The following is a 25,315-nucleotide window of genomic DNA, read 5'->3' on the forward strand; positions in this document are numbered from 1 at the left end:
GACGGGCGGCGGATGCCGTTCCACCGGTGCGGCGTTTGTCACAACCGGTCGGCCGGGCGAACCGGGCAGGGTGCCGGGGCGGGGTGCGAACGCCCGCGCGGGAGCCGTCCCGGATGCGGCGGCGCGCATTTTAGCAAGCACGTAACGACGACGGCATCATCTCAACAGGCGAACCGCACTCACCTCTGGCAGCATTGTCTGCCATGTGCGGACTGGCTGGGGAATTTCGCCGCGACGGCTCGCGGGCCGATGTCGCGGTGGTGGAGCGCATGGCGGCCACGATGAGCGACCGGGGCCCCGACGACAGCGGGGTGTGGTCCCAGGGCCCGACCGCCCTCGGCCACCGCCGCCTGAAGATCATCGACCTGTCGGCCGCCAGCGGGCAGCCGCTGGTCGACCCGGCGTCCGGGCTGACCGGGGTCTTCAACGGCTGCGTCTACAACTACCGCGAACTACGCGAGGAACTCCAGGCCAAGGGCCACCGGTTCTTCTCCTCCGGCGACAGCGAGGTGGTCGTCAAGGCGTACGCCGAGTGGGGGCCGGACTTCGTCGACCACCTGGTCGGCATGTTCGCCGTGGCGATCAGCGAGCGGGACACCGGCCGGCTGGTGCTGGCCCGGGACCGGCTCGGCATCAAGCCGCTCTACCTGGCCGAGGCCCCGGGCGTGGTGCGCTTCGCCAGCACTCTGCCGGCCCTGCTGGCCGGCGGCGGCGTGGACACCACGATCGACCCGGTGGCGCTCGCCCACTACCTGAGCTTCCACAGCATCGTGCCGCCGCCGCGCACGATCCTGCGCGGGGTGGCCAAGCTGCCCCCGGCCACCGTCCGGGTGTACGAGGCGGACGGCACCAGCCGCGAGCGGGTCTACTGGGACCCGTCCTTCACCCGGCACGAGGAGCGGGCCGGGTGGTCCGCCCGCGACTGGGAGGACGCCCTGCTGGAGTCGCTGACCACGGCGGTGCGCCGCCGGATGGTCGCCGACGTCCCGGTGGGCGTGCTGCTCTCCGGCGGGCTGGACTCCAGCCTGGTGGTGGCCCTGCTGGCCGGCGAGGGCCAACGCGACCTGTCCACGTTCTCCATCGGCTTCGACGCCGTCGGCGGGCGCTCCGGCGACGAGTTCGTCTTCTCCGACCTGGTGGCGAAGAAGTTCGGCACCGACCACCACCAGATCCGGGTGGCCGCCCGCGACCTGCTGCCGCCCCTGGAGGCGGCCGTCGCGGCCATGAGCGAGCCGATGGTCAGCCACGACTGCGTGGCGTTCTACCTGCTCAGCCAGGAGGTGTCGAAGCACGTCAAGGTGGTCCAGTCCGGCCAGGGCGCGGACGAGATCCTCGGCGGCTACCACTGGTACCCGCCGCTGGCCGGGGTCGACCGGGAGCGGGCCGTCGAGACGTACGCGAAGGCGTTCTTCGACCGGGACGGGGCCGGGCTGGCCCGGGTCCTCGACCCGGCGTGGCTGGCCGACGGCGACCCGGCGCGGGAGTTCGTGGCCGCCCACCTGGCCCGGGCGGGCGCGCAGACGGCGGTCGACGCCGGCCTGCGGATCGACACCCAGGTCATGCTGACCGACGACCCGGTGAAGCGGGTCGACAACATGACCATGGCGCACGGGCTGGAGGCCCGGGTGCCGTTCCTCGACCACGAGTTCGTGGAGCTGGCCGCGAGCTGCCCGCCGGAGCTGAAGCTGGCCCAGGGCGGCAAGGGCGTGCTGAAGGAGATCGGCCGCCGGGTCCTGCCGCACGAGGTCATCGACCGGCCGAAGGGCTACTTCCCCGTGCCGGGCCTCACCCATCTGGAGGGCAAGCTCCTCGACCGGGTACGCGACGCGCTGCACGCGCCGCAGGCCCGCCGCCGCAACCTGTTCCGCACCGAGTACGTCGACGCGCTGTTGTCCGACCCGAACGCCGAACTGACCCCGTTGAACGGAAACAAGCTGTGGCAGCTGGGACTCCTGGAAATGTGGCTCCAGAGCCACGGAATCGACTGACGGTGAGCGACACACTGGCGACCGGGGCGGCACCCACCGACCGGGAACGGGTGCTCGGCCGGCGACGCGAGCGGGTCGGGCCGGGCGGGGACCCCGTGGCTCCCGCCCCCGCCGAGGCGGAACGGCCCACCGGGGGCGACGGCGTGGTGCTCGACTGCGGCTGGGGCCGGCTGGTCTTCGGCCAGACCTTCGCCGACCAGGCCGCCGTGGCCGCGGTGCTGCGCTCGGAGGCCGCCGGTGCCCGGGACATCTGCATCTACCTGCGCGACCCGCACGTGCTGGTGTCCCGGCTGCCCGACGAGCTGTTCATCGACCCGTCGCTGACGTACCGGCTGCGGCTCCCCGCCAGCCCGGCCGGCAGCCCGGCCGCCGGCGAGGAGGACGCCCTGCCCGGGCTGCGGATCCGAACGCTGCACGACGCCGACGACGCCGACGCGGTGAACCGGATCTACGCCCGCAACGGCATGGTCACCGCCCCGGTCGACGTGCTGGTCGACAACGCCCGCACCGAACGGTTCCTGCACCTGGTGGCCGAGGACGCCACCGGGGACGTGGTCGGCACGATCACCGGCGTGGACCACGTCGCGGTCTTCGCCGACCCGGACAACGGCGCCAGCCTGTGGTGCCTCACCGTGGACTTCAACACCGCCCCGCCCGGCACCGGCCAGGCTCTGCTCACCGAGCTGGCCACCCGGCTCACCGGGCGCGGCCGGGCGTTCGTCGACCTGTCGGTGCTGGCCGAGAACACCGGGGCGATCCGGCTGTACGAGCGGCTCGGCTTCTACCGCACCGCCACGCTCTGCGTGAAGCGGAAGAACCCGATCAACGCGCCGCTCTTCCTGCCCTCGACGCCGGAGGGGTACGACCGGCTCAACCCGTACGCGAGGATCGTCGCCGACGAGGCGATGCGCCGGGGCATCCGGGTGGAGGTCACCGACCCCGAGTGGGGCGAGCTGCGGCTGAGCAACGGCGGTCGGACGATCGTCACCCGCGAGTCGCTGTCGGAGCTGACCTCGGCGGTCGCGATGAGCCGGTGCGACGACAAGCGGGTCACCCGGCGGATCCTCACCGAGGCGGGCCTGTCGGTGCCGCGCGGCCGGACCGCGACCGGGGACGACGCCGACGCCGCGTTCCTGGCCGAGGTGGGCCGGGTCGTGGTGAAGCCGGCGCGCGGGGAGCAGGGCAACGGCATCACCGTCGGGGTGCGCACCCCGGAGGCGCTGGCCACCGCCGTCGCGCTGGCCCGGGGCTTCTGCCCGGACGTGCTCGTCGAGGAGATGCGCGACGGCGAGGACCTGCGGGTGATCGTCATCGACCACGAGGTGGTCGCCGCGGCCGTCCGCCGGCCCGCGCAGGTGACCGGCGACGGGGTGCACGACATCGCCGAGCTGATCGAGCGGCAGAGCCGCCGCCGGGCCGCCGCCACCGGGGGTGAGTCCCGCATCCCGGTGGACGACATGACCCGGGACGTGGTCGCCGAGGCCGGGTACGAGCTGCGCGACGTGCTGTCCGAGGGCACGGTGCTGACCGTCCGCCGGACCGCGAACCTGCACACCGGTGGCACGATCCACGACGTCACCGGCGAGCTGCACCCGGAGATCGCCGAGGCGTGCGTGGCGGCCAGCCGGGCGCTGGACATCCCGGTCACGGGGGTTGACCTGCTGGTTCCCGCCCCTGACCGGCCGGAGCACGTGTTCATCGAGGCGAACGAGCGGCCCGGCCTGGCCAACCACGAGCCGCAGCCGACCGCCGAGCGCTTCGTCGACCTGCTCTTCCCCGGCACGCGGGCACCGCAACGCCTCTGGTCACCGGCGGGTGCGGCAAGCTCTCAGGCATGACCGCACGCAAGCCCGTCCCGCTGAAGATCGACCTGGACTACCTCCGCCAGGTGCTGCTGGAGCTGCTGGAGATCCCGAGCCCGTCCGGGCGCACCGACCACGTGCAGCAGTACGTCGGCGAGCGCCTCTCCGCGTTCGGGATCTCCTCCACACTGACCCGACGCGGCGCGCTGAGCGCCTGCCTGCCGGGCCCCCGGCAGACCGGCGCGGACCGGGCGATCGTGGTGCACACCGACACCATCGGCGGCATGGTGAAGCGGCTCAAGGAGAACGGCCGGCTGGAGCTGATGCAGATCGGCACGCACAGCGCCCGGTTCGCCGAGGGCGCACACGTGCGGATCTTCACCGACGACCTGGACCGGGTGGTCACCGGCCAGGTGCTGCCGCTCAAGGCCAGCGGGCACCGCTACAACGAGGCCGTCGACCTCCAGGGGGTCGGCTGGGAACAGGTCGAGGTCCGGGTCGACGAGCCGGTGACCGACGAGGCCGGGCTGCGCGCCCTCGGCATCGACGCCGGGGACTTCGTGGCGTTCCTGCCCAACCCGACGGTCACCCCCAGCGGGTACGTCAAGTCCCGGCACCTGGACGACAAGGCCGGGGTGGCGGCGGTGCTGACCGCGTTCAAGGCGATGATCGACGCGGGTGTGACCCCGGCGGTGACCGCGCACCTGCTGGTAACGGTCACCGAGGAGATCGGGCACGGGGCCAGCCACGGCCTGGACCCGGACGTCGCCGAGATCGTCTCCGTGGACGCCGCGGTGGTCGCCCCCGGGCAGCAGTCCCGGGAGGACGCGGCCACCCTGGCGATGGGCGACGGCGTCGGCCCGTTCGACTACCACCTCACCCGCAACCTGGCGGCGATCGCCCGCGAGCACGGGGTGGACCTGGTCCGGGACGTCTTCGAGTACTACCGCTCGGACGTGGCGGCGGCGGTCGAGGCGGGCGCGCACGCCCGGGTGGCGCTGCTCGGCTTCGGGGTGGACGCCACCCACGGCCACGAGCGCACCCATCTCGACGGGCTGAGCCACCTGACCCAACTGCTCTGCCTGTACCTCCAGAGCGACCTGGTCTTCCCCGAGTGGGACGCCGAGCCGGAGGGTGACCTGGCCGACTTCCCGTCGTTGGCGGTGCAGCCGGCCAGCGAGGAGGGCCCACGAGAGGGCCCGATCGGGATCACCGACTGAGCCAGGCCAGGGCTGCCACGGCCCGGCCCGCGCTTGTTCCCGTCGGCCCTGTGAATCAAATCCGTTGCTGCCGCCCCCGGGGAGTGGGTAGCGTGGCCGTACACGTGAAGGGAGGTGGTCCAAAGTTGTATAGCAATCGGACTCGTGAGGTGGCTGTCCGCTAGCCGCTGTCCTCGACAGTGAGAACCCTGTCCGCCGCGAGGCGGGCATGCACCATCGTCGAGACCGTGTGGCAGCGGTGCGGCGAAACCACGACAGCCACCCGACCCCCGGGGTGCCGGCCCAGTCCAGCCGGCCCGTGCGCGAGCACGGAAGCCCCGGGGGTCGCTCCATGCTCACCGGGGGCATTGTGTCGATGCGCGAACTCGTGGTGCTCGGGACGGCCAGTCAGGCACCGACCCGGGCACGCAACCACAACGGGTACGTGCTGCGCTGGGACGACGAGGTGATCCTCTTCGACCCGGGCGAGGGCAGCCAGCGGCAGCTCCTGCACACCGGCGTCACCGCCACCGACCTCACCCGGATCTGCGTCACCCACTTCCACGGCGACCACTGCCTCGGCCTGCCCGGCACCATCCAGCGGCTCTCCCTGGACCGGGTGCCCCGCCCGGTGGCGGTGCACTTCCCGGCCGGCGGCGCCGAGTACTTCGACCGGCTGCGGCACGCGTCGAGCTTCCACGAGACCGCCGAGCTGGTCGTCGAGCCGATCACCGCCGACGGGCAGCGGTTCGCCCTGCGCGCCGGCACGCTCCAGGCCCGTCGGCTGCGGCACCCGATCGAGACGTACGGCTACCGGCTGGTCGAGCCGGACGGCTGCCGGATGCTGCCGGAGCGGCTGGCCGCGTACGGCATCGCCGGGCCGGCCGTCGGGGAGCTGCTCCGCGTCGGCCACCTGGACGTCGGCGGTCGCCGCGTGACCCGGGACGAGGTGAGCGTGACCCGGCCGGGGCAGCGGTTCGCCTTCGTGATGGACACCGGGCTCTGCGACGGGGTGTACGCCCTCGCCGAGCACGCCGACCTGCTGGTCATCGAGTCGACGTTCCTGGCCTCCGAGGCCGCGCTCGCCGCCGAGGTCGGGCACCTCACGGCCGGCCAGGCCGCCCGGGTCGCGGCCGAGTCGGGGGTACGCACGCTGGTGCTCACCCACTTCTCCCAGCGGTACGCCGACGCCCGGCGCTTCGCCGACGAGGCCCGCGAACACTTCGCCGGTGAGCTGGTGATCGCCGAGGACCTGATGACCGTGCCGGTGCCGCCCCGGCGGGTAGCCTCGGGCGGGTGACGATCACCCTGCGCCACGCGACCGCCGACGACCTGCGCCCGGTGGGGGCGCTGCACCAGCGGTCCCGGGTGGCGGCGTACTCGTCGTTCCTGCCGGCGGAGGCCCTCGCGGATCCGACGCCGGAGGCGATGGGGGCGTACTGGGCCGAGCGGTGGACGTGGGAGCGGGACGAGCACCTGATGACCGTGGCCGAGCGGGACGGCCGGCTGGTCGGGTTCAGCTACCTCGGCCCGGACGACCAGGACGATCCGGCGACCGGCCTGCTCAACGCCATCCACCTCGACCCGGCCGAGCAGGGCCGGGGCACCGGCCGGGCGCTGATGGCCGACGCGCTGGCCACGATGCGCGACCGGGGCCGGCGCCGGGCGGTGCTGTGGGTGCTGGAGTCCAACGCCCACGCCCGCCGGTTCTACGAGCGCGGCGGCTGGCAGCCCACCGGCGAGCGCCGCGAGGAGCACGTCGGCACGGCCCGCGTCCCCCAGCTCCGCTACGCCCGCGAGCTGTCGTTCCAGTGAGCACTGACCCCAGCTTCACACCGGGGGTCATCTCCGCCCCTCCCCCCTCCCCCCAGCGCCGCGCGTGCCAACCCAGGGCCGAGCCGCTCACCCTGAATCGCGATTCTTGGACACTTTTCGTTCACCCTGAACGACAACGGTCCAAGGTCCGGGCGCGGTGCCGTTGACGGTTGAGACGCAGCGACGAACCCGGGCGGGGTCAGGCGCCGTTCCGGTCCGAGTCCGCCGAGAAGTTGATCACGCCGAGGTAGCCGTCGCCGTCCTCGACGACCTTCATCAGCATGCTGTCGGCGTAGATGTTGTCCTTGTCGTTGAAGGTGTCCCGCCCGGTGTGCGAGGCGTACAGCGCCGCGGCGAAGACCTTCGTGTTGAGCGCCTCGTCGAACATCACCTGGGTGGTGAGCACCCGGTTGTTGTTCACGTGCACCATGGCGTGGATGTGCACGGTACGGCCCCGGTACCAACCCGGCCAGACGGTGACGAACTCGACGATTCCGTCGGCGTTGGTGACCTGCGCCCCGCGCAGGTACCGCTTGTCGTCGGTCGGGGTGAGGTCGGCCGCCTGCCCCTCGGAGCCGCCACCCGGGGCCCCACCGCCGGGCGCACCACTGGGCGGAGTCCCACCCGGCCCACCGCCGGGCGCACCGCTCGGCGGAGTCCCACCCGGCCCACCGCCGGGCGCACCGCTCGGCGGAGTCCCACCCGGCCCACCGCCGGGCGCACCGCTCGGCGGAGTCCCGCCGGGCGCGCCACCGCCGCCGGTCGACTGGCCCTCCGCGCCCGAGTACAGCCCTGCCGCGTCGCAGTGCCAGATCTCCACGACGGCGTTCGGCAGCGGAGCGCACTTCTCGCTGTCCTGCACCCGGATGGCCACCCGCAGCCGGGTGCCCGGCCGGTCCTCCCGGATGTCGCGACGGATCTTGTCGGCGTCGAAGTAGTACGGGCCCTGGGTGGTGCTCGCGGTCAGCGTGCAGGTGTTCGCGTCGGCGAAGAGCGCGGCCAGGTCGCCCGACGTGCCGGCGGTGGCCTGCGGCGTCACGGTCTCACCAGTCGACGCGGTGACGGCCCCGTCGTCCCGTCCGCAGGCGGCCAGCAGGCCGGCCAGCCCGATCGAGCCGACGCCGGCGATCAGCCGACGACGGCTGACCCGCTGCCCTTCGTGGTGGTCGAGGTCGTGACGCATGGGTCCTCCCGGGGTGGCTCGATGACGGATCAACCGATCCGGCACCGACGCTAGGCCGAGGGGTTGGGCGGGTCCTGTGCCGAACTTGTGCGCCTGCTGTGTAACGGGTCAGGGCCCCTTCCCGGTCGGGGAAGGGGCCCTGCGGCATGTCGCCGGATCAGGCCGAGCCTGGGCCCGGCAGGTCAGTGTGCGCGGTCAGGTCAGTGTGCGCGGTCGGTCAGTGGGCACCGAGGTGGGCGAGCAGGTCCTGCCGGGTCAGCACGCCCTTGGGCTTGCCGTCCACCAGCACCAGCGCCGCGTCGGACTTCTCCAGCAGCGCGACCGCCTCGCTCACCGGCTGGCCGCCGCCGATCATCGGCAGCGGGTCGGCCATGTGCCGCTCGATCGTGTCGTGCAGGTGAGCCTGACCGGTGAACAGGGCGTCGAGCAGGTCCCGCTCCGCGATCGAGCCGGCCACCTCGCCGGTCACCACGGGCGGCTCGGCCTTGAGCACCGGGAGCTGGGAGACGCCGTACTCGCGCATGTAGTCGATGGCGTCACGGACCGTCTCGGTCGGGTGCACGTGCACCAGCTCGGGCAGCCCGCCCGGCTTGCTGGCGAGGGCGTCGGCGACGGTCGGCTCGCTGCCCGAGTTGTCCAGGAAGCCGTACCGGGCCATCCAGGTGTCGTTGAAGATCTTCGACAGGTACCCCTTGCCGCTGTCCGGCAGCAGCACCACGACCACGTCGTCCGGGCCGGCGGCGCGGGCCACCTCCAGGGCGGCGACCACGGCCATCCCGCAGGAGCCGCCGACCAGCAGCCCCTCCTCGCGGGCCAGCCGCCGGGTCATCTCGAAGGACGCCTTGTCGGAGACCTCCACGATCTCGTCGGTGATGCTCCGGTCGTACGTCTCGGGCCAGAAGTCCTCGCCGACCCCCTCGACCAGGTACGGCCGGCCGGTGCCGCCGGAGTAGACCGAGCCCTCCGGGTCCGCGCCGACGATCCGCACCCGCCCGTCGGAGGCCTCCTTCAGGTACCGGCCGATGCCGGAGATGGTGCCGCCGGTGCCCACCCCGGCCACGAAGTGGGTCAGCCCGCCGCCGGTCTGCTTCCACAGCTCCGGGCCGGTGGTCTCGTAGTGCGAGCGCGGGTTGGCCGGGTTGCTGTACTGGTCGGGCTTCCACGCGCCGGGGATCTCCCGGGCCAGCCGGTCGGAGACGTTGTAGTAGGAGCGCGGGTCCTCCGGCGCGACGGCGGTCGGGCAGACCACCACCTCCGCGCCGTACGCCCGCAGCACGTCCTGCTTGTCCTGGCTGACCTTGTCCGGGCAGACGAACACGCACCGGTAGCCCTTGAGCTGGGCCACCAGGGCCAGCCCGACGCCGGTGTTGCCGCTGGTCGGCTCAACGATGGTGCCGCCCGGCCCCAGGATCCCGGCGGCCTCGGCGTCCTCGACCATCCGTAGCGCGATCCGGTCCTTCACCGAACCGCCCGGGTTGAGGTACTCCACCTTCGCGAGCACGGTCGCCCGGATGCCCTCGGTGACGTTGCGCAGCCGTACCAGCGGGGTGTTGCCGATCATCTCGACGACATTGTCGTAGTACTGCACCTCGTTGTGCCCTCCGTTACGGCGCCGGCGACGGCGGCCGGGCAGACGTTGATTCGACGCCCAGGGTACGTGCCGTCAGGGCGTCACATGCCCCGGGATGACCGAGCTGCGGCGGGTCTCCCACTCCAGGAACCGCTCGGTCTCCGCCAGCACGGCACCGGCCAGCCAGGTGACCATGACCGCGTCGTCGGCCAGCCCGAAGATCGCCAGCGGGATCTCCGGGAGCAGGTCGATCGGCGAGACGATGTACGCCGTCGCCGCGGTCATCAGGGCCAGCCGGAGGCCGCCGTCGTACTCGCCCCGGGTGGTGGCCCGGATCATCCGGGGCAGCGCCCCCAGCCGGGCGCCCAGCGACGGGCCGCCCCTCGCCCCGGAGGACAGCGCCCTGGCCAACGCCGTGAACGCCGCGCCACGTTTCAGTGTCTTTCCCATCTCCACACCCCTCTCCGCCCGACATCGTGCGGTGTCGGTGCAAGGAATACCCGCAACCGTCGGATCCCAGGCATCGCAGAGGGCAGCACGACGACAGCGGCATGTCGTGCCGGCGCGATAATGTCGCTGTATGGGGGTCGCTGGTTCCGCCGTACCGGTCGGTCCGCGCTGGCGCCGTGCCCGGCGGGTCGCCCGCCTGGCGGCGCTCGGCACGGGCGCCACCGCCGCTGCCGCCGTCGCCACGGGCGGGGTGCTGATCGGCCAGGCCCGGCAGGCCCGCCGCACCATTCCGATGGCCGAGGCACCCCCGCCCCGCTGCGACGGCGTCTACGGCGCGAAGCTCCCCGGCCCGCCGCTGACCGTGGTGATCCTCGGCGACTCCACCGCCGCCGGGTACGGGGTGCACCGCCGCCGGGAGACCCCCGGTTCGCTGCTGGCCACCGGGCTGTCCCGCCGCCTGCACCGCCCGGTGCGGCTGCACCGGTTCGCCGTGGTGGGCGCCATCTCGTCGGGGCTCAAGCCGCAGGTGGAGTCCGCGCTGGAGCACCAGCCGGACGTCGCGGTGATCCTGATCGGCGGCAACGACGTCACCAACCGTGCCCCGGCGAGCCTGGCCGTGCGCTACCTGTTCGACGCGGTCCACGCGCTACGCGAGGGCGGGTGCGAGGTGGTGGTCGGCACCTGCCCCGACCTCGGGGCGATCCGGCCGATCCAGCCGCCGCTGCGTTGGCTGGCCCGGCGGTGGAGCCGGCAGCTCGCCGCCGCCCAGACGGTGGCGGTGGTCGAGGCGGGCGGTTGGACGGTCTCCCTCGCCGACCTGCTCGGTCCCCGGTTCGTCGCCGAGCCGACCCGAATGTTCGCCTGGGACCGGTTCCATCCCTCCGCCGAGGGGTACGCGATGGCCGCCGCCGCGCTGCTGCCGACCGTGCTCTCGGCGCTCGGCGCCGGGCAGGAGCGCCGCCCTGGCCTCGCGCGCGGGGAGGGCGTACGGTCGCTGCCTGAGGCCGCCCAGGAGGCGGCTCGGCACGCGGGCACAGAGGTCAGCGCCACCCAGGTCCACGGGCGCGACCGGGGTCCGGGCGGGCGATGGGCGCAGCTGCGCCGGCGGGCCTTCTTCGGCGTCGGCGCGGTGCCGCAACCCGGCCCGGCCGCCGACTCACCCACACTGGAGGGACGGCCATGACCGAGCACAGCGGTAGCCACGGCGCGGGGGACCGGGGTCTGGGCGCGGAACTCGCCCTCCGGCTGGGCCGGGCTGCGGCCCTGTCCCTGATCGCCGGGACGATCGGCGGCGCGGCCGTCCTCGCCGGCGAGGCGTTCGTCGCCCGCAACCGCCGGTATGCCCAGCCGGAGCTTGGGCTGGCCCTGCGTGCCACGGTGGGGCGGCCGGGCGCGCCGCCGCTGCGGCTGGTCCTGCTCGGCGACTCGTCCGCCCTCGGAGTCGGCGTGGGCCTGCTGGGCGACACCGTCGGCGGGCAGCTCGCCCACCTGCTCGCCGAGGGGCCGGCGGGCCGCCAGGTGCACCTGTCCAGCGTCGGGGTGTCCGGCTCCCGCTCCACCGACCTGGCCACCCAGGTGGCCCGGGCGCTGCTCGGCCCGCGCCCCGACGTGGCGGTGATCCTGATCGGCGCCAACGACGCCACCGCGCTGCGCCGGCCGGCGGAGGCCGGGGCGTACCTGGGGGCGGCCGTGCGGCGACTGCGCGAGGCGAACGTCGAGGTCGTCGTCGGCACCTGCCCCGACCTGGGGGCGGTCCACGCGATCGCCCCACCGCTACGGCAGGTGGTCGGCTGGGCCGGCCGGCGGGTGGCCCGGGCACAGACCGTCGCCGTGCTCGACGCCGGGGGCACCGTGGTCGACCTGGGCACCGAGACCGGCCCGGTGTTCCGGGCCGACGCCGGCACCTTCTGCCACGACGGGTTCCACCCCTCCGCCGACGGGTACCGGATCTGGGCGCACGCGCTGATCCCGGCGGTGGCCGCCGCGGCGAACGTCGCCTCCCGCCACTGACCGCCGGCCCCGGCGGCACCGCCGGCTCCGGGGTGCGGTGTGCGGTGTGCGGGGTGACATTTCCCGCCGGGTGGGACGCTTCCCCGGCATGTTACCGGCGAGTTAACGTTGGTTCATGCCGACCGAGTCGTCCCGCGACGCCGTCATCGTCGCCACCGCCCGCTCCCCCATCGGCCGGGCGCACAAGGGTTCCCTGCGCGACGTCCGCCCCGATGACCTCGCCGCCACCATCGTGCGGGCCGCCCTGGACAAGGTCCCCCAGCTCGACCCCGCCGAGATCGACGACCTCTACCTGGGCTGCGGCCTGCCCGGTGGCGAGCAGGGCTTCAACATGGCCCGGGTGGTCGCCACCCTGATGGGCCTGGACGGCCTGCCGGGCGCCACCCTCACCCGGTACTGCGCCTCCTCGCTGCAGACCACCCGGATGGCGATGCACGCGATCCGGGCCGGCGAGGGCGACGTGTTCGTCTCCGCCGGGGTCGAGATGGTCTCCCGGTACGCCCGGGGCAACTCCGACGGGCTGCCGCCCGAGGCACAGGCGCTGGTGGGTGGCGGTTGGGAGAACCCCCGCTTCGCGGCGGCACGGGAGCGGTCGACGCAGCGCGCCCAGGGCGGCCCGGAGGTCTGGACGGACCCGCGAGAGTCCGGCGAACTGCCCGACATCTACCTGGCCATGGGACAGACCGCCGAGAACCTGGCCCAGGTGCACGACGTGACCCGCGCCGACATGGACGCCTTCGGCGTACGCAGCCAGAACCTGGCCGAGAAGGCGATCGCCGACGGCTTCTGGGCCCGCGAGATCACCCCGGTCACCACGCCCGACGGCACCGTGGTCGACGGCGACGACGGGCCCCGGGCCGGGGTCACCCTGGAGGGCGTCGCCGGGCTGAAGCCGGTGTTCCGCCCCGACGGCCGGGTCACCGCCGGCAACTGCTGCCCGCTCAACGACGGTGCGGCCGCCGTGGTGATCATGAGCGCCCAGCGGGCCCGGGACCTGGGCATCACCCCGCTGGCCCGAATCGTCTCCACCGGGGTGACCGCCCTGTCCCCCGAGATCATGGGCCTCGGTCCGGTCGAGGCGTCGCGGCAGGCGCTCGCGCGGGCCGGCATGACCATCGACGACGTCGACCTGGTCGAGATCAACGAGGCGTTCGCCGCCCAGGTGATCCCCTCCTACCGGCAGCTCGGCATCCCCGAGGAGAAGCTGAACGTGATGGGCGGGGCGATCTCCGTCGGCCACCCGTTCGGCATGACCGGCGCCCGGATCACCGGCACCCTGCTCAACGCCCTGGAGTGGCACGACGGGTCGGTCGGCCTGGAAACCATGTGCGTCGGCGGCGGCCAGGGCATGGCCATGGTGCTCGAGCGCCTCGGCTGACGCCGGCGGGCCGGGCGGGTACCGGGCCCGGCACGGCGGCAGTCAGAGCACGGTACGGGTCGCCGTCACCTCGGCGGCGGCCCGGGCCAGCAGGTCGGTGGCCGGCCCGGCGGCCAGCAGGTCGGCGGTGACCACCCGGAGCTGGTCGGGCAGGGCGAGGTCGTTGCCGAGCCGGGGCACCGCCCGGCGGGGCTGCCCCTCGGCGTCGGCGGCGAGGTTCGCGAGCTCCTGCACCAGCCGGTGCACCAGGTCGGCCCGGGCCACGTTGCCACCCCCGGCGGCCGCCGCCCAGCGCGGTTGCTGCCAGTGCCCGATCTGACGGACCAGCAGTCCCACCGCCCGGTCCAGTTCCGCTGCGCTCACCGCACCGAGTCTACGAAAGGCCGTCGGCCGGCCGCCGGCCAGTCAGCGGCGCAGTTGACATCCTCTCCGCCCTGAAGGGCGGAGATTCCCTCTGCGCTGTGTGTGGAACACGTGGCGTTCGGGTGGGTTACCGCTTCGCGGCGCGGTGCCAGCATCGCTGCTGGTCTTACCTGCGCTCCACGGTCGTTGAAGTCCGCCCGTCCGGCGGCCTTGATGTTGATGGCGGCGTTGACGTCCCGGTCGTGGTGGCTGCCGCACGGGCAGTCCCACGCCCGGACGTCCAGGGCCATCTTCGAGTTGATCCGGCCGCAGTCGGAGCACATCCGGGTGGACGGGAAGAACCGATCCACCCGGCCGAAGGTGCGCCCGTATCGGGCGGCCTTGTACTCCAACATGCTCGTGAACGAAGCCCATCCGGCGTCGTGGACGGACTTCGCGAGCCGGGTCCGGCCGAGACCGATCACGCACAGGTCCTCGACGTACACCGCTTGGTTGTCGCGGATGATCGCCGTGGACAGTTTGTGCTGCCAGTCTCGCCGGGTGTCGGCCACTCGCGCATGAACACGGGCGACCTTCACGACGGCCTTCTTGCGGTTTTGGCTGCCCCGCTGCTTGCGGGACAGATCCTGTTGCAGCCGGCGCAGCTTGCGGGCCGCGCGGCGCAGAAACCTCGGCGCCGTCACCTTCGTGCCGTCCGAGAGGACCGCGAAGTGGGTCAGACCCAGGTCGATACCGACCTCCGAGTCCGTCTCGGGCAGTACCTCGTCCTCGCACGTCTGGACGACGAACGAGGCGAAGTACCTGCCGCCCGCGTCCCTGATCACCGTGACCGAGCTGGGCTCGGACGGCAGGGTCCGCGACCAACGGACCGGCACGTCGCCGATCTTCGGCAGGCGCAGGCGACCGTTGTCCAGGACCTTGAACCGGCTGTTCCTGGTGAACCGGATGGCCTGCCGGTTGTCCTTGCGGGAACGGAACCTCGGCGGTGCCACCTTGCGGCCCTTGCGTTTGCCGCTGATCGAGGCGAAGAAGTTGCGGTACGCCGTGTTGAGGTCGGCCAAGGCCTGCTGCAACACAACCGACGACACCTCGGAAAGCCACGCCCGTTCCGGTGTCGCCTTGGCCTCGGTGATCCGCTTCGACAACTCGGCGTCCGCCAGGTACTTCTCGCCGTTCTCCCTGGCCATCTGCCGTGCGCGCAGCCCGTCGTTGAACACCACGCGGGCGCACCCGAACGACCGGGCCAGCGCTTCGCACTGGGCGGTGTCCGGGTAGACCCGGTAGTGGTAACGGAGCCGCACCAGATCAACATACCATTGGTCTATGGCTGAAAATGAGAACATCCGCACTGGTAGACACTGCGTTTTCGCTCTGCACGCCCACTTGGTCTTCGTCACCAAGTTTCGGCACAGGGTGTTCGGCGACCGACACCTCGCCCGGATGGGCGAAATCATGCGGGCGGTGTGCGCCGACTTCGAAACCGAGCTGGTCGAGTTCAACGGGGAAAACAACCACGTCCACCTGCTCGTGAACTTCCCGCCCAAGGTCGCCCTGGCGAAGCTGGTCAACAGCCTCAAGGGCGTGTCCAGCAGGCGGATGCGGCAGGAGTTCCCCGACCTCGCACGCCACTACTACCAGACCAACAAGCTCTGGTCGGGTTCCTACTTCGCGGGCTCCGCCGGCGGCGCACCCCTGAGCGTCGTGCGTGATTACATCGAGCAACAGAACCGCCCGGTCTGAAACACTGCTCGGGCCTTGACAGCCCTCCCAACGCGGGCCTTCACCCCCGCCCTGAAGGGCGGAGCACTGGCCCGCGGCGCAGGTAGCTGAGCAGTCGCAGCAGCTGCCAGTAGAGGAAGACCAGGCCGGCGAGCAGCCCGAACGCGCAGTACCACGCGTACCGGCGGGGCAGGCCCGCGCGGACCGACCGCTCGACCAGGTCGAAGTCGAGGATGAAGCTGAACGCGCCGGCGATGATCGCCACCACCGAGAACAGGTACGACAGCCAGCCGACACCGGCGGTCAGGCTGTACACCTCCACCCCCTGCCGGCCGGTCAGCAGGTACGCGACCAGGTTGACCACGCCGATCGCGACGATCCCGAGCAGCGTGCCGGCCACCAGCCGGGCCAGCCGCGGGGTGGCCCGGACCACCCGGGCCCGGTACAGCAGCGCCATGCCGAGGAAGACGCCGGACGTGCCCACCACGGCCTGCACCACGATCCCCGGGTAGACCAGCTCGAACGCCCGGCTGGCCACCCCGAGCAGCAGCCCCTGGAGCACCGCGTACCCGGCGATCAGCGCCGGGTTGGTGCTGCCGCGCAGCGAGATGACCAGCGCCAGCGCGATCGCGGCCAGCGCGGAGCCGGCCAGCGCGGCGGAGATCCACACCGCCTGCGGGACGACGAACCAGGCCACCGCCGCCGTGGCGACGGTGAGCAGCAGCAGCCCGACGGTGCGCAGCACCACGTCGTCGACGGTCATCGTTTCGGCGCCGCCGAGCCCGAGCACCTCACGTTCCCGCCGGCGGGTGTCGTCCAGCCGGTCCAACACCGGGTTGGAACTGCGCACCGTCACCTCCTGACCGACGTACCCCTCGCAGTCACTCTGCCCCGGCGGCGTTGGCGGCGGCGGGCAAACGCCGGGGCCCGCTCCCGGCCGGGCCGGTGGCGGGCGACGGCCGGCCCGCAGACGACGGCGCCCGCCGCCGCGGGTCGCGGGGGCGGGCGCCGGTCGGCGACGCGGGTCAGTCGTCGCCCTGGAAGAAGCTCAGCAGGCGCAGGATCTCGATGTAGAGCCAGACCAGGCTGACCAGGATGCCGAACGCGGCCGTCCAGGAGTAGCGCTGGGGCAGCCCCATCCGGACGCCCTCCTCGATCTCCGCGAAGCTGAGCACGAAGCTCAGCGACGCGACCACGATGCAGACCAGGCTGAAGCCGATCGCCAGCGGGCTGCCGTCACGCAGGCCCGTGTTGACGCCGAACAGCGCCAGCACCAGGTTGATCATCATCACCGCGAAGAGGCCGACCATCGCCGCGACCATGCCACGGACGAACTTGGGCGTCGCCCGGATGACCCGTGCCTTGTACAGCATGGCCATCAGGAAGAACACGCCGAAGCTGGCCACCACGGCCTGGAGCACGATGCCGTCGTAGAGCGAGTTGAAGGCCTTGCTCACCATGCCGACGAAGACGCCCTCGACGACGGAGTACGCGATGACCAGCGCCGGATTCGCCATCCGGGAGAACGAGATGATCAGGCCGAGCGCCAGGCCGACCACCGCGGCGCCGATCCAGGCGACGCGGAGCAGCGAGTCCGGCACGAGCACCCAGGCCGCCGCGGCGGACACGCCGAGGATGCCGAGGAGCGTGACGGTCTTGACCACCACGTCGTCGATGGACATCGGCGTCACGGTGGGCGGCGCGGCCGGGTAGCCGGTCGCGCCCGGGTACTGCTGTGGGGGATATCCGGGCTGCCCGTAGGGCCCGGTCGGGGCGTACCCGGTGGCGCGCTCCCGCTCGGCCGCTTGGCCGAGTCGGGCGAGCACCGGGTTCGAAGTCTTCACTGTCTGGCCTCCCTCAGGGGGTCGTCGCACGTGAACGTGCCCTTCAAGGGTAAACGCCGCGCTCGACGCCGTGGAGATCACGGAGCGAGGCAGGAGCTGTGAAGAAGCTGAGAGGCGAGGTGCCCGGGGCGGGGGTCGAACCCGCACGCCTTGCGGCAGCCGCTTTTAAGGCGGCCGTGTCTGCCTTTCCACCACCCGGGCGGGGCCACGCCGACGCGCCGACGCATCGGTGCAGTGTCACCGTAGCGGGTCCGCCACCACCCGGCGTACCCCGTCACCGCCGCCGCACTAGGGTCGAGGCGTGAGCAGCGCAGCCCCCACGGCCCCCGACGCCGCCCCCGCACAAGCACTCCGTTCCGATGCCCCTGCTCCGGCCGGTTCCCGGTGGGCCAGGCTCCGGGCCGCCGCCGCCCGGAACCGGGCCGACCTGCTCGTCGGTCTGCTCTTCGCGGCCCTCGCGGTCTGGCTCACCCACGGCCTGTGGCCGGACCCCGCCGGCCGGGTGCTGGCGCTCAACCCGGAGGACCAGGCCCTGTACGAATGGTTCCTGGCCGTCGACTCGCGCGCCCTGCTCGGCGACTTCGGTCTGCTCACCGACCGGCTCAACGCCCCGGACGGGGTGAACCTGATGGCCAACACCACGGTAATCGCGCTCGGCGTGCTCTTCGCCCCGGTGACCCTGCTGTTCGGCGCGCCGGTCACCTTCGCCCTGCTCGCGGCGCTCAACCTCGCCGGCACCGCGTTCGCCTGGCACCTGCTCTTCGCCCGGGTCCTGGGGGCCCGCCGGTTTGCCGCCGCGCTCGGCGCCGGGCTGTGCGGCTTCGGCCCGGGGATGATCTCGCAAACCAACAGCCACCTGCACATGACCGCGCAGTGGCTGGTCCCGGTGATCGTCTGGCTGGTGGTCCGGCTGCTGCGCGCCGCCGACCCGCTGGGCCGGGCGGGCCGCCCCCGGGGCCGGGCGGGCGACATGCGCGGCGCGGGCGGGACGGGACCGGCCCGGGTCGGCCCGGACCGGCGCCGGATGCTCACCTCCGCCGTCGGCCTGGCCGCCGCGGTCAGCGTCCAGGTCTTCGTCGGCGAGGAGGTGCTCTTCCTCTGCGCGGTGACGCTGCTGGTGATGGCCGTCGCGTACGCCCTGGCCGACCGGGCGCTGCTGCGCCGGGCGCTGCCCGGCTTCGCCGGCGGGATGCTGCTCGCCGCCGGGCTGGCCCTGCTCGTGCTGGGCTACCCGCTGTGGTTCCAGTTCGCCGGCCCGCTGGGCGTCGCGGACGGGATGTTCAGCCCGTACTACTTCTCGGCCGACCTGAGCAGCTGGTGGACCGTCTCCCCGCTGTCGGTGATGGGCAGCGACGAGGCGGCCCGGCTCACCACCGGGCCGGCGGAGTACAACACCTTCCTCGGCTGGCCGCTGCTGGTGGTCACCGTCGGCTGCGCGGTCTGGCTGGGCCGCCGCCCGCTGGTGATCGCCTGCGCGGCGGGGGCGCTGGCGATGGGCGCGCTCTCGCTCGGCCCGGACGTGGTCCTCGACGGCGACCGGACCACCGTCCCCGGCCCGTACGCCCTGCTCGGCGGCCTGCCGGTGGTCGACGGGGCGCTGCCGATGCGGTTCGCCCTGGGGGTGCTGCCGGTGATCGCGACGCTGCTGGTGCTGGCCGTGGACCGGGCGCTGCGCGCCGCCGGGACGACCCGCCGGCTGGTCCCGGCGGCGGTCGGGATCGCGCTGCTGCCGGTCCTGCCGGCGCCGCTGCCCACCGCCGAGCGGCCGGCGCTTCCCGAGTTCGTCACCGGCGGCCACTGGCAGGAGTGCGTCCGGCCCGGCGGGGTGCTGGTGCCGGTGCCGCTGCCCACCCCGAAGGAGCCGTGGCCGATGCGCTGGGCGACCGCGGCGGACGCGGCCTTCGGCATGCCGGAGGGCTTTTTCATCGGCCCGTACGGCCGCGGCGACACAGCCGCCATGGGCACCTGGAAGCGACCGACGTCGGCCCTGCTCACGAACGTGGCGGAGCAGGGTGGCCGGCCCGTGATCGGCGACGCGGAGCGCCAGCAGGCCGCCCGGGACGCCGACCGCTGGGGCGCGTCCTGCTTCGCGCTGGCTGAGAGCACGCCGCGCGCCGACGACCTGCGGGCCGTCCTGGACCAGCTCTACGGCCCGTCCACCCGGATCGCCGACGCCTGGATCTGGCGGGTCTGAGGCCCCCACGAAGAGTGGGCCCCCTCGTCGGCGAGGGGGCCCACTCTTCGTGCGACTCAGACGCGGGGGGCGGCCGGCTGGGACGCCTCGACGAACTCCTCGCGCGGGTCGTGCAACTGACCCAGGGCGACCACCTCGCGCTTGAGGAAGAACGCCAGCGACCAGTCGACCACGACCCGGACCTTGCGGTTGAACGACGGGATCCGGCTCATGTGGTACGTCCGGTGCATGAACCACGCCGGCAGGCCGGTCATCTTGATGCCGTACACCTGGGCCACGCCCTTGTACAGGCCGAGGCTCGCCACGCTGCCCGCGTGCTTGTGCTTGTATTCCACCGGCTGGCGCCCGCGGACCACGTTCGCGATGTTGTCGGCCATCCGGGCGGCCTGGCGCACCGCGTGCTGGGCGCTCGGCGAGCAGAAGTTGCCCGGCTCCTTGGTCAGGTCCGGCACCGCCGCGCAGTCGCCGGCGCTCCACGCGCCCTCGACCACCCGGTCGCCGTCGACGACCTGGAGGGTCGGCAGGCAGGTGACCCGGCGGCGCTCGTCGCGCGGGAAGTCGGTCGCGTCGAGCATCGGCGACGGCTTGACGCCGGCCGTCCAGACGATCGTGTCGGAGCGGAAGCTGTCACCGTCGGAGAGCTTCACCACCCCGTCGACGCAGGACTCCAGGCGGGTGTCCAGCCGGATGTCCATGTTCCGCTTCAGCAGCTGCTGCACGGTGTAGGCGCCCATGTCCCGGTCGACCTCGGGCAGCACCCGCTGGGTCGCCTCGACCAGCACCCAGCGCATGTCCTCCGGCTTCAGCTCCGGGTAGTAGCGCAGGGCGTCCCGGGCCATGTCCTCCATCTCGGCCAGCGCCTCGATGCCCGCGTACCCGCCGCCGACGAAGGTGAACGTCAGCGCGCTGCGCCGGACCTCCGGATCCGGCGTGGCGGCGGCCACGTCGAGCCGGTCCAGCACGTGGTTGCGCAGGTAGATGGCTTCGCCGATGGTCTTGAAGCCGATGCCGTGCTCGTGCAGGCCGGGAATCGGCAGCGTCCGGGAGACCGCGCCGGGGGCCACGATCACGTGGTCGTAGGCGATCTCCGTGGTCGGGCCGCTGATCGGCTGCACCGTGGCCACCTTGCGGTCGTGCTCGATCCGCGTGACCGTACCCGCCACCACCTTGCACCGGCGCAACTCCCGCCGCAGCGGCACCACGGAGTGCCGGGGGGAGATGTTGCCCGCCGCCGCCTCCGGGAGGAACGGCTGGTACGTCATGTGAGGCTGCGGGTCGACGACGACGACCTCCGCCTCACTTGAGGAGAGCTTCTTCGACAGACGCAGGGCGGCGTAGAGACCGACGTGCCCGGCACCGACGACAAGGATCCGCTTCGGGTTCACGTCATCCATCTTTCCCCGGGCGAGTCGGGTAATCCCGTCCGAGACCCCCTTCTGTGACGGAGCACAACACCTGTGAACTGCGCGACGTCCTCCCGCCGTCCCGCTATCTGCGACGCAACAGCCACCTCAGCAGCACGCTGAGCGCCACCGCGACCAGCAGTCCCACCACGGTCGCGGCGAGGAAGCCGCGGTCCCCACCGACGCCCGACACCTCGACCAGGAGCACCCCGAGCACCGCCGAGGCGAGCAGCACCCCACCGGCCCGGGTGAGCCAGCGCACGATCAGTTCCGGGTCCACCACCGCGTCGTACGGCAGCAGGGCGGCCAGCGCGCACAGCGAGTGGGCCAGGTAGAGCGCCACCGCCACGGCGAGCAGCCGCCACAGCGCGACGGGCTGGCCGTACCCCTCGGTGGACAGCAGCCACCCGCCCACCGTGACCAGGGCGGCGAAGGTCGGCCAGACGCGGCGCGGCCCGACCGCCGGCAGCAGCGCCACCACCACGAGGGTGGCCAGCGGCCGCCCGGCGAGGAGGACCTGCACCGGGTACGCCAGCAGCAGGCCGGCCAGCACCGTGCCGAAGATTCCGACGCGGACCAGCAGCGGCGCCAGGCTCACCCGGATCACCGCCGAGCGCGCCGCCCTGGCCCGTTCCGTCACCACCTCGACCGGATTCACCGGTTCCGCCCCCTTGTCCTCGCGGCCGTCACCGGGTGCCCACCCGGGGGGCGGTGGCGAGCCGGGCCACGTCCCGCAGCACCTGGTCCAGGCTGCCCGCGCCGGCCCAGCGGACCACCGGCACGCCGTGCTCGCGGAGCTGGCCGATCATCGTGTCCCGGTCCAGCCGCCACAGCCGGAAGGCCACCTCGGCCCAGCCCTGCCGACCCGGCGGTGCGAGGTCGGCCGGGAGCGTGTCCACGGCCACCACGAACCGCCCGGACCGGGCCAGCCGGGCCAACATCTGGGCAGACCGCTCGTCCAGCAGCGGGGTGAGCACCACCACCAGCGCGTCCGAGGAGAGCAGGTGCGGCCCGAAGATCTGGTCGTACGGCTCGTGCGGGGACGCCTCGGCGCGCACGTCGAGCAGCCACTCCAACAGCGTCAGGTACTGTCGCCGGCCGGACGCGGCGCGCAACCGGCGGGCAGCCGGCCCGTACTCCAGCATCGCCACCCGGTCGCCCCGGTGCAGGTAGTGCTCGCCGATCGCGGCGGCGGCCCGGACGGTCGTGTCCAACACCGAGGCGGCCCCGCCGACGCCCCCCGAGCGGCCCGCCTCGGCGAGCACGTCCAGCAGGACCACCACCTCGGCGTCCCGGTCCGACAGGGTGGCCGCCACATGCAGCTGCCGGGCCCGCAGCGAGACCCGCCAGTCGATGCGGCGCAGCCGGTCGCCGGGGCCGAAGACCCGCACGCCGGCCAGCTCACCGCCCTCGCCCGGGCGGCGGGAGTGGTGCGCGCCGACCAGGCCAGCGGCCCGGGGCATCGCCTCCACCGCCTCGAACGGCTCCGTCCTCGGATACACCCGCACCCGGACCGGCTCGGTGACCGCCGCCCGGGAGACCAGCAGCCCGCCCGCGGCGGCGACCCGGGCGCCGGCCGGGCCGACGGGGTGCCGGCCCCAGCGCCGGGCCTTCCCGGTCAGCTCCAGGTCGACGGCGGTGCCGGTGTCCACGACGGTGACGAAGGGCCGGTCCACCCCGCTGCGGGACAGGTCGACCCGGGCCCCGCCGACCTGGGCGCGCTCGACCAGCAGCCAGGGCGAGACGCGGGTGCGGACCACGGCTACGTCGTACCCCACGGTGTCCGGGTTGCCGACGGTGACCGTGCCGGTGAACTCGCCGCCCTCGACCAGGTGCGCCTCGTCGGCGGCGACCCACACCTGCGGCCCGGCGGTCGGCCGGCGGCGCAGCGCGTACGCGGTGCCAAGCGCGAACGGCGCGGCCAGCACGACCAGGTCGACCCGGCCGAGCAACACCCCGGCGATCAGCAGCAGGCCGGTGAGCAGCACCGCCCGGCCGAGCGCCCGGGTCGGCGCCCAGCCCGCCGCCGGCTGCTGCCCCTCGTCGGTGGGCACGGCCGTCAGCGTCCCGGCCCGTCGGCGGCGTAGCTCGGAAGCGCGCCGCTGGCCGGGGCCGGGGTCTGGTCGAGCACCTCACCGACCACGAAGGACGGGTCGACCCGGCGCAGCCACATCTCCGGGCGCAGCGTGATCCGGTGCGCCAGGGCAGGCGCGGCCACCTCCTTGACGTCCTCCGGCACCACGTAGTCCCGGCCGGCGAAGACCGCCCTGGCCCGGGCCAGCAGCAGCAGCGCCAGCGAGCCACGCGGAGAAGCCCCGACCAGCACCGACGGGTGCTCCCGGGTGGCCGCGGTCAACTGCACGATGTACCGGCCGATGGAGTCCTCCACCACCACGTCCTCCAGCGCGGCCTGCATTGCCCGCAGGGTGGCGGCGTCGACGACCGGCTTGATCTCGGCCTCCTCGCGGCGGCGGGCGATCCGCCGGCGCAGCACGTCCCACTCCTCCTCCCGGTCCGGGTAGCCGAACGACACCCGCAGCAGGAACCGGTCGAGCTGCGCCTCCGGCAGCGGGTACGTCCCCTCGTACTCGATCGGGTTGGCGGTGGCCAGGACGTGGAACGGCTCGTCCAGCCGGTAGGTGACGCCCTCCACGGAGACCTGCTTCTCCTGCATGGCCTCCAGCAGCGCCGACTGGGTCTTCGGCGGCGTCCGGTTGATCTCGTCGGCGAGCAGCAGGTTGGTGAAGACCGGGCCGGCGCGGAAGGAGAAGTCGCCGCTGCGCTGGTCGTACAGGAACGAGCCGGTTACGTCGGCGGGCAGCAGGTCGGGGGTGAACTGGAGACGGCGGAAGTCCAGCCCGAGGGCCTGGGCGAAGCAGCGGGCGGTCAGCGTCTTGCCCAACCCGGGCAGGTCCTCCAGCAGCACGTGGCCGCCGGCCAGGATGCCGGCGAGGACCAGCTCCAGGGTCTCCCGCTTGCCGACCACGACCGAGCCGACCGCGTCCAGCACCGCCCGGGCCAGGCGGCCGACCTCGACGGTGGGCAGGGTGCGGTCCACGTCGTTCATCAGATCTTCTCCAGTTCGGCGACGATCGCCGCGAGGTCGCGCGGCGACGGGGTGCGGCGGGACGGGGTGTCGAGGAACGTCGAGAGCCGGTCCCCGAGCAGGGCCCGGGCGCGGGCCGGGTCGGACTCGCGGGTGAAGCCGTGCCGCTGACGCAGCCGCTCGTCGGCCAGCTCGCCGAGGCGGGGCAGGAGCCGCTCGGCGAACCGCTCCGGCCGGCCCGACGACCAGTCCAGCGGCCGTTCCCAGCCGTTGATCGCGGCGCGCAGCGCGTCCCGGGCGGCCCAGTGGTAGTTGCCGTCCTCCTCACCGGCGGGCGCGCGGGCCCCGACCCGGGGCGGGGGCGGCGGGGCGAGCGCGGCGGTGACCCGGCGGACGGCGAGCAACGCGACCACCCCGGCGACGACAACCACCAGCGAGACCTGGAGGCCGACCGTGCGCAGCCCGGCGACCGCGACCGCGGTGAGCGCCCCGGTGACCGCGAGGGTCCGCAGCACGCCCCTGACCCGGCCACCCTGGGTGACCCGGGCCTGCGGCGGCGGCTCCTCCTCGAAGGCGAGCAGGTCGTCGATGCTGGCGCTCACGCCGACGCCCCCTCGACCGGTTCGCCGGCGGCCACGACGGTCAGCTCGCCGCGCAGCCGGCGCAGCGCGGCCCGAGCCTGGTCGCGGGTGCGCTCGTCGACGGGGCGGGTGGCGTACCGGGCCTCGCGGTACACGTGGGCGAACTCGGCCAGCACGTCGGCGCTGACGATCGCCGGGATCCCCGCCTCGGGGTCGCCGCGCAGCAGCCGGGTCACCAGGTCGGTGGAGGTGTCCCCGGTCCGCCGGACCACCCCGGCCGCGTCGGCGGCCTCCTCCAGGCGCACCCAGCAGGCGATCACGGCGGTGCGCGGGTCGACGTCGGCGTCGTCCAGCTCGACCAGGCCGGCGTCGAGCGCGGCGACCACCTCGCGGGCGGTTCCCTCGGCGGTGCGCCGGGCCCTGCTGGACGGCAGCGCCCGGGTGGTGCGGCGGGCCACCCCCCGGACCAGGGTCCAGGTCAGGTAGCCGAGGGCGACGGCGATCGCCAGGCCGAGCAGCACCACCGCGACGGTGCCAAGCCACTCGGGGATGTGCGCGCGGGTGGCCTCCCCGGCGTCGCGCGGCTCGACCGGGATCGAGGGCGGCGGCTGCGTCGACGGGTAGTCCGGCACGTACGGGATGTTGTCGGCGGGCGGGATGCGGCTGGCGCCGAGCGACGAGTGGCCGGCGGCCAGCGCGGCGACGGCGAGCAGGGCGGCCACCGCGCCGACCGGCCACCACCTGCGCAGCACGCTGAGGTCCATCGCCAC

The 25,315-nt window shown here is 73.5% G+C and carries 23 protein-coding genes and 1 tRNA gene; 10 read left to right on the top strand and 14 right to left on the bottom strand.

The features are described from left to right. Positions 1–203: 203 nt before the first annotated feature. From OG559_RS07125 to OG559_RS07145, 5 genes are all read left to right on the top strand, one after another. Positions 204–1,988, top strand: coding sequence for an N-acetylglutaminylglutamine amidotransferase (locus OG559_RS07125; RefSeq protein WP_405113636.1), 1,785 nt, complete (start codon positions 204–206; stop codon positions 1,986–1,988). Positions 1,989–1,990: 2 nt separating this feature from the next. Continuing rightward, entirely contained in the window at positions 1,991–3,826 is a 1,836-nt protein-coding gene (gene ngg / locus OG559_RS07130; protein ID WP_405113638.1) for an N-acetylglutaminylglutamine synthetase, read from the top strand. Next, positions 3,823–5,010: an osmoprotectant NAGGN system M42 family peptidase gene (locus tag OG559_RS07135; RefSeq protein ID WP_405113640.1), complete on the top strand. Its 1,188-nt coding sequence runs from the start codon at positions 3,823–3,825 to the stop codon at positions 5,008–5,010. Before ngg ends, OG559_RS07135 begins: the two co-directional genes overlap by 4 nt. Positions 5,011–5,359: 349 nt before the next feature. Further along, positions 5,360–6,289: a ribonuclease Z gene (locus OG559_RS07140; RefSeq protein WP_405116439.1), complete on the top strand. Its 930-nt coding sequence runs from the start codon at positions 5,360–5,362 to the stop codon at positions 6,287–6,289. Beyond that, the gene (locus OG559_RS07145; RefSeq protein ID WP_405113642.1) at positions 6,286–6,804 is read left to right on the top strand and encodes a GNAT family N-acetyltransferase; all 519 of its coding nucleotides are present in this window, start codon (positions 6,286–6,288) and stop codon (positions 6,802–6,804) included. The genes OG559_RS07140 and OG559_RS07145 overlap by 4 nt, the downstream gene beginning before the upstream one ends. Before the next feature lie 199 nt (positions 6,805–7,003). Here OG559_RS07145 and OG559_RS07150 read toward each other — a convergent pair whose 3' ends face one another. The 3 genes from OG559_RS07150 to OG559_RS07160 all read right to left on the bottom strand — a co-directional run bounded on the left by OG559_RS07150 (position 7,004) and on the right by OG559_RS07160 (position 10,007). Then, complete coding sequence (locus OG559_RS07150) at positions 7,004–7,987, bottom strand: hypothetical protein (protein WP_405113643.1); 984 nt, start codon at positions 7,985–7,987, stop codon at positions 7,004–7,006. A 217-nt stretch (positions 7,988–8,204) separates the two neighbouring features. Further along, the gene (locus OG559_RS07155; RefSeq protein ID WP_396669415.1) at positions 8,205–9,575 is read right to left on the bottom strand and encodes a cystathionine beta-synthase; all 1,371 of its coding nucleotides are present in this window, start codon (positions 9,573–9,575) and stop codon (positions 8,205–8,207) included. Positions 9,576–9,650: 75 nt separating this feature from the next. Then, on the bottom strand, positions 9,651–10,007 hold the full coding sequence (locus tag OG559_RS07160; RefSeq protein ID WP_161687133.1) for a YkvA family protein: 357 nt from the start codon (positions 10,005–10,007) through the stop codon (positions 9,651–9,653). Positions 10,008–10,137: 130 nt separating this feature from the next. Here OG559_RS07160 and OG559_RS07165 point away from each other — a divergent pair, with 130 nt between their 5' ends. From OG559_RS07165 to OG559_RS07175, 3 genes are all read left to right on the top strand, one after another. Further along, positions 10,138–11,190 (top strand): SGNH/GDSL hydrolase family protein, encoded by a 1,053-nt coding sequence (locus tag OG559_RS07165; RefSeq protein WP_350880891.1) that lies wholly within the window; start codon positions 10,138–10,140, stop codon positions 11,188–11,190. Then, positions 11,187–12,017, top strand: coding sequence for an SGNH/GDSL hydrolase family protein (locus tag OG559_RS07170; protein ID WP_405113646.1), 831 nt, complete (start codon positions 11,187–11,189; stop codon positions 12,015–12,017). Before OG559_RS07165 ends, OG559_RS07170 begins: the two co-directional genes overlap by 4 nt. 115 nt (positions 12,018–12,132) lie before the next feature. After that, complete coding sequence (locus OG559_RS07175; protein WP_405113648.1) at positions 12,133–13,395, top strand: acetyl-CoA C-acetyltransferase; 1,263 nt, start codon at positions 12,133–12,135, stop codon at positions 13,393–13,395. A 42-nt stretch (positions 13,396–13,437) separates the two neighbouring features. Here the strand turns inward: OG559_RS07175 and OG559_RS07180 are convergent, their stop codons facing one another. Then, positions 13,438–13,758: a hypothetical protein gene (locus tag OG559_RS07180; protein ID WP_405113650.1), complete on the bottom strand. Its 321-nt coding sequence runs from the start codon at positions 13,756–13,758 to the stop codon at positions 13,438–13,440. Further along, entirely contained in the window at positions 13,755–15,059 is a 1,305-nt protein-coding gene (locus OG559_RS07185; protein WP_405113652.1) for an RNA-guided endonuclease InsQ/TnpB family protein, read from the bottom strand. The genes OG559_RS07180 and OG559_RS07185 overlap by 4 nt, the downstream gene beginning before the upstream one ends. A gap of 22 nt (positions 15,060–15,081) precedes the next feature. Between OG559_RS07185 and tnpA the strand changes: the two genes are divergently transcribed. Beyond that, on the top strand, positions 15,082–15,498 hold the full coding sequence (tnpA, locus tag OG559_RS07190) for an IS200/IS605 family transposase (protein WP_405113654.1): 417 nt from the start codon (positions 15,082–15,084) through the stop codon (positions 15,496–15,498). 40 nt (positions 15,499–15,538) lie between these two features. Here the strand turns inward: tnpA and OG559_RS07195 are convergent, their stop codons facing one another. The 3 genes from OG559_RS07195 to OG559_RS07205 all read right to left on the bottom strand — a co-directional run bounded on the left by OG559_RS07195 (position 15,539) and on the right by OG559_RS07205 (position 17,522). Beyond that, entirely contained in the window at positions 15,539–16,327 is a 789-nt protein-coding gene (locus OG559_RS07195; RefSeq protein ID WP_405113656.1) for a Bax inhibitor-1/YccA family protein, read from the bottom strand. A gap of 175 nt (positions 16,328–16,502) precedes the next feature. After that, a complete protein-coding gene (locus OG559_RS07200; RefSeq protein ID WP_405113658.1) occupies positions 16,503–17,321 on the bottom strand; it encodes a Bax inhibitor-1/YccA family protein in 819 nt (272 codons plus the stop codon). A gap of 120 nt (positions 17,322–17,441) precedes the next feature. After that, a tRNA-Leu gene (locus OG559_RS07205) sits at positions 17,442–17,522 on the bottom strand. A gap of 100 nt (positions 17,523–17,622) precedes the next feature. Between OG559_RS07205 and OG559_RS07210 the strand changes: the two genes are divergently transcribed. Beyond that, entirely contained in the window at positions 17,623–19,515 is a 1,893-nt protein-coding gene (locus OG559_RS07210; RefSeq protein WP_405113660.1) for a hypothetical protein, read from the top strand. A gap of 56 nt (positions 19,516–19,571) precedes the next feature. Here the strand turns inward: OG559_RS07210 and OG559_RS07215 are convergent, their stop codons facing one another. From OG559_RS07215 to OG559_RS07240, 6 genes are all read right to left on the bottom strand, one after another. Next, positions 19,572–20,900, bottom strand: coding sequence for an NAD(P)/FAD-dependent oxidoreductase (locus OG559_RS07215; RefSeq protein ID WP_405116442.1), 1,329 nt, complete (start codon positions 20,898–20,900; stop codon positions 19,572–19,574). A gap of 103 nt (positions 20,901–21,003) precedes the next feature. After that, positions 21,004–21,576, bottom strand: coding sequence for a hypothetical protein (locus OG559_RS07220; protein ID WP_405113662.1), 573 nt, complete (start codon positions 21,574–21,576; stop codon positions 21,004–21,006). A 28-nt stretch (positions 21,577–21,604) separates the two neighbouring features. After that, positions 21,605–22,981 carry a DUF58 domain-containing protein gene (locus tag OG559_RS07225; protein ID WP_405116444.1) on the bottom strand — a complete coding sequence of 459 codons (1,377 nt, stop codon included), beginning with the start codon at positions 22,979–22,981 and terminating at the stop codon, positions 21,605–21,607. Continuing rightward, entirely contained in the window at positions 22,978–23,985 is a 1,008-nt protein-coding gene (locus tag OG559_RS07230) for an AAA family ATPase (RefSeq protein WP_405113664.1), read from the bottom strand. Before OG559_RS07230 ends, OG559_RS07225 begins: the two co-directional genes overlap by 4 nt. Further along, positions 23,985–24,566: a hypothetical protein gene (locus OG559_RS07235; protein WP_405113666.1), complete on the bottom strand. Its 582-nt coding sequence runs from the start codon at positions 24,564–24,566 to the stop codon at positions 23,985–23,987. Before OG559_RS07235 ends, OG559_RS07230 begins: the two co-directional genes overlap by 1 nt. Next, positions 24,563–25,309, bottom strand: a complete 747-nt coding sequence (locus OG559_RS07240) for a DUF4129 domain-containing protein (protein WP_405116446.1) — start codon at positions 25,307–25,309, stop codon at positions 24,563–24,565. Before OG559_RS07240 ends, OG559_RS07235 begins: the two co-directional genes overlap by 4 nt. Between the last annotated feature and the right edge of the window lie 6 nt (positions 25,310–25,315).

Origin of the sequence: Micromonospora sp. NBC_01405, from assembly GCF_045040155.1 — a bacterium.
In the GTDB taxonomy this organism is placed as follows: domain Bacteria; phylum Actinomycetota; class Actinomycetes; order Mycobacteriales; family Micromonosporaceae; genus Micromonospora.

Excerpts from the sequence above, each read along its gene's own strand:
- OG559_RS07135 (WP_405113640.1), top strand. The coding sequence starts at position 3,823 with ATGACCGCACGCAAGCCCGTCCCGCTGAAGATCGACCTGGACTACCTC.
- OG559_RS07160 (WP_161687133.1), bottom strand. The coding sequence starts at position 10,007 with ATGGGAAAGACACTGAAACGTGGCGCGGCGTTCACGGCGTTGGCCAGG.
- OG559_RS07240 (WP_405116446.1), bottom strand. The coding sequence starts at position 25,309 with ATGGACCTCAGCGTGCTGCGCAGGTGGTGGCCGGTCGGCGCGGTGGCC.
- OG559_RS07125 (WP_405113636.1), top strand. The coding sequence starts at position 204 with ATGTGCGGACTGGCTGGGGAATTTCGCCGCGACGGCTCGCGGGCCGAT.
- OG559_RS07175 (WP_405113648.1), top strand. The coding sequence starts at position 12,133 with ATGCCGACCGAGTCGTCCCGCGACGCCGTCATCGTCGCCACCGCCCGC.
- OG559_RS07150 (WP_405113643.1), bottom strand. The coding sequence starts at position 7,987 with ATGCGTCACGACCTCGACCACCACGAAGGGCAGCGGGTCAGCCGTCGT.
- OG559_RS07165 (WP_350880891.1), top strand. The coding sequence starts at position 10,138 with ATGGGGGTCGCTGGTTCCGCCGTACCGGTCGGTCCGCGCTGGCGCCGT.
- OG559_RS07170 (WP_405113646.1), top strand. The coding sequence starts at position 11,187 with ATGACCGAGCACAGCGGTAGCCACGGCGCGGGGGACCGGGGTCTGGGC.
- tnpA (WP_405113654.1), top strand. The coding sequence starts at position 15,082 with ATGGCTGAAAATGAGAACATCCGCACTGGTAGACACTGCGTTTTCGCT.
- OG559_RS07230 (WP_405113664.1), bottom strand. The coding sequence starts at position 23,985 with ATGAACGACGTGGACCGCACCCTGCCCACCGTCGAGGTCGGCCGCCTG.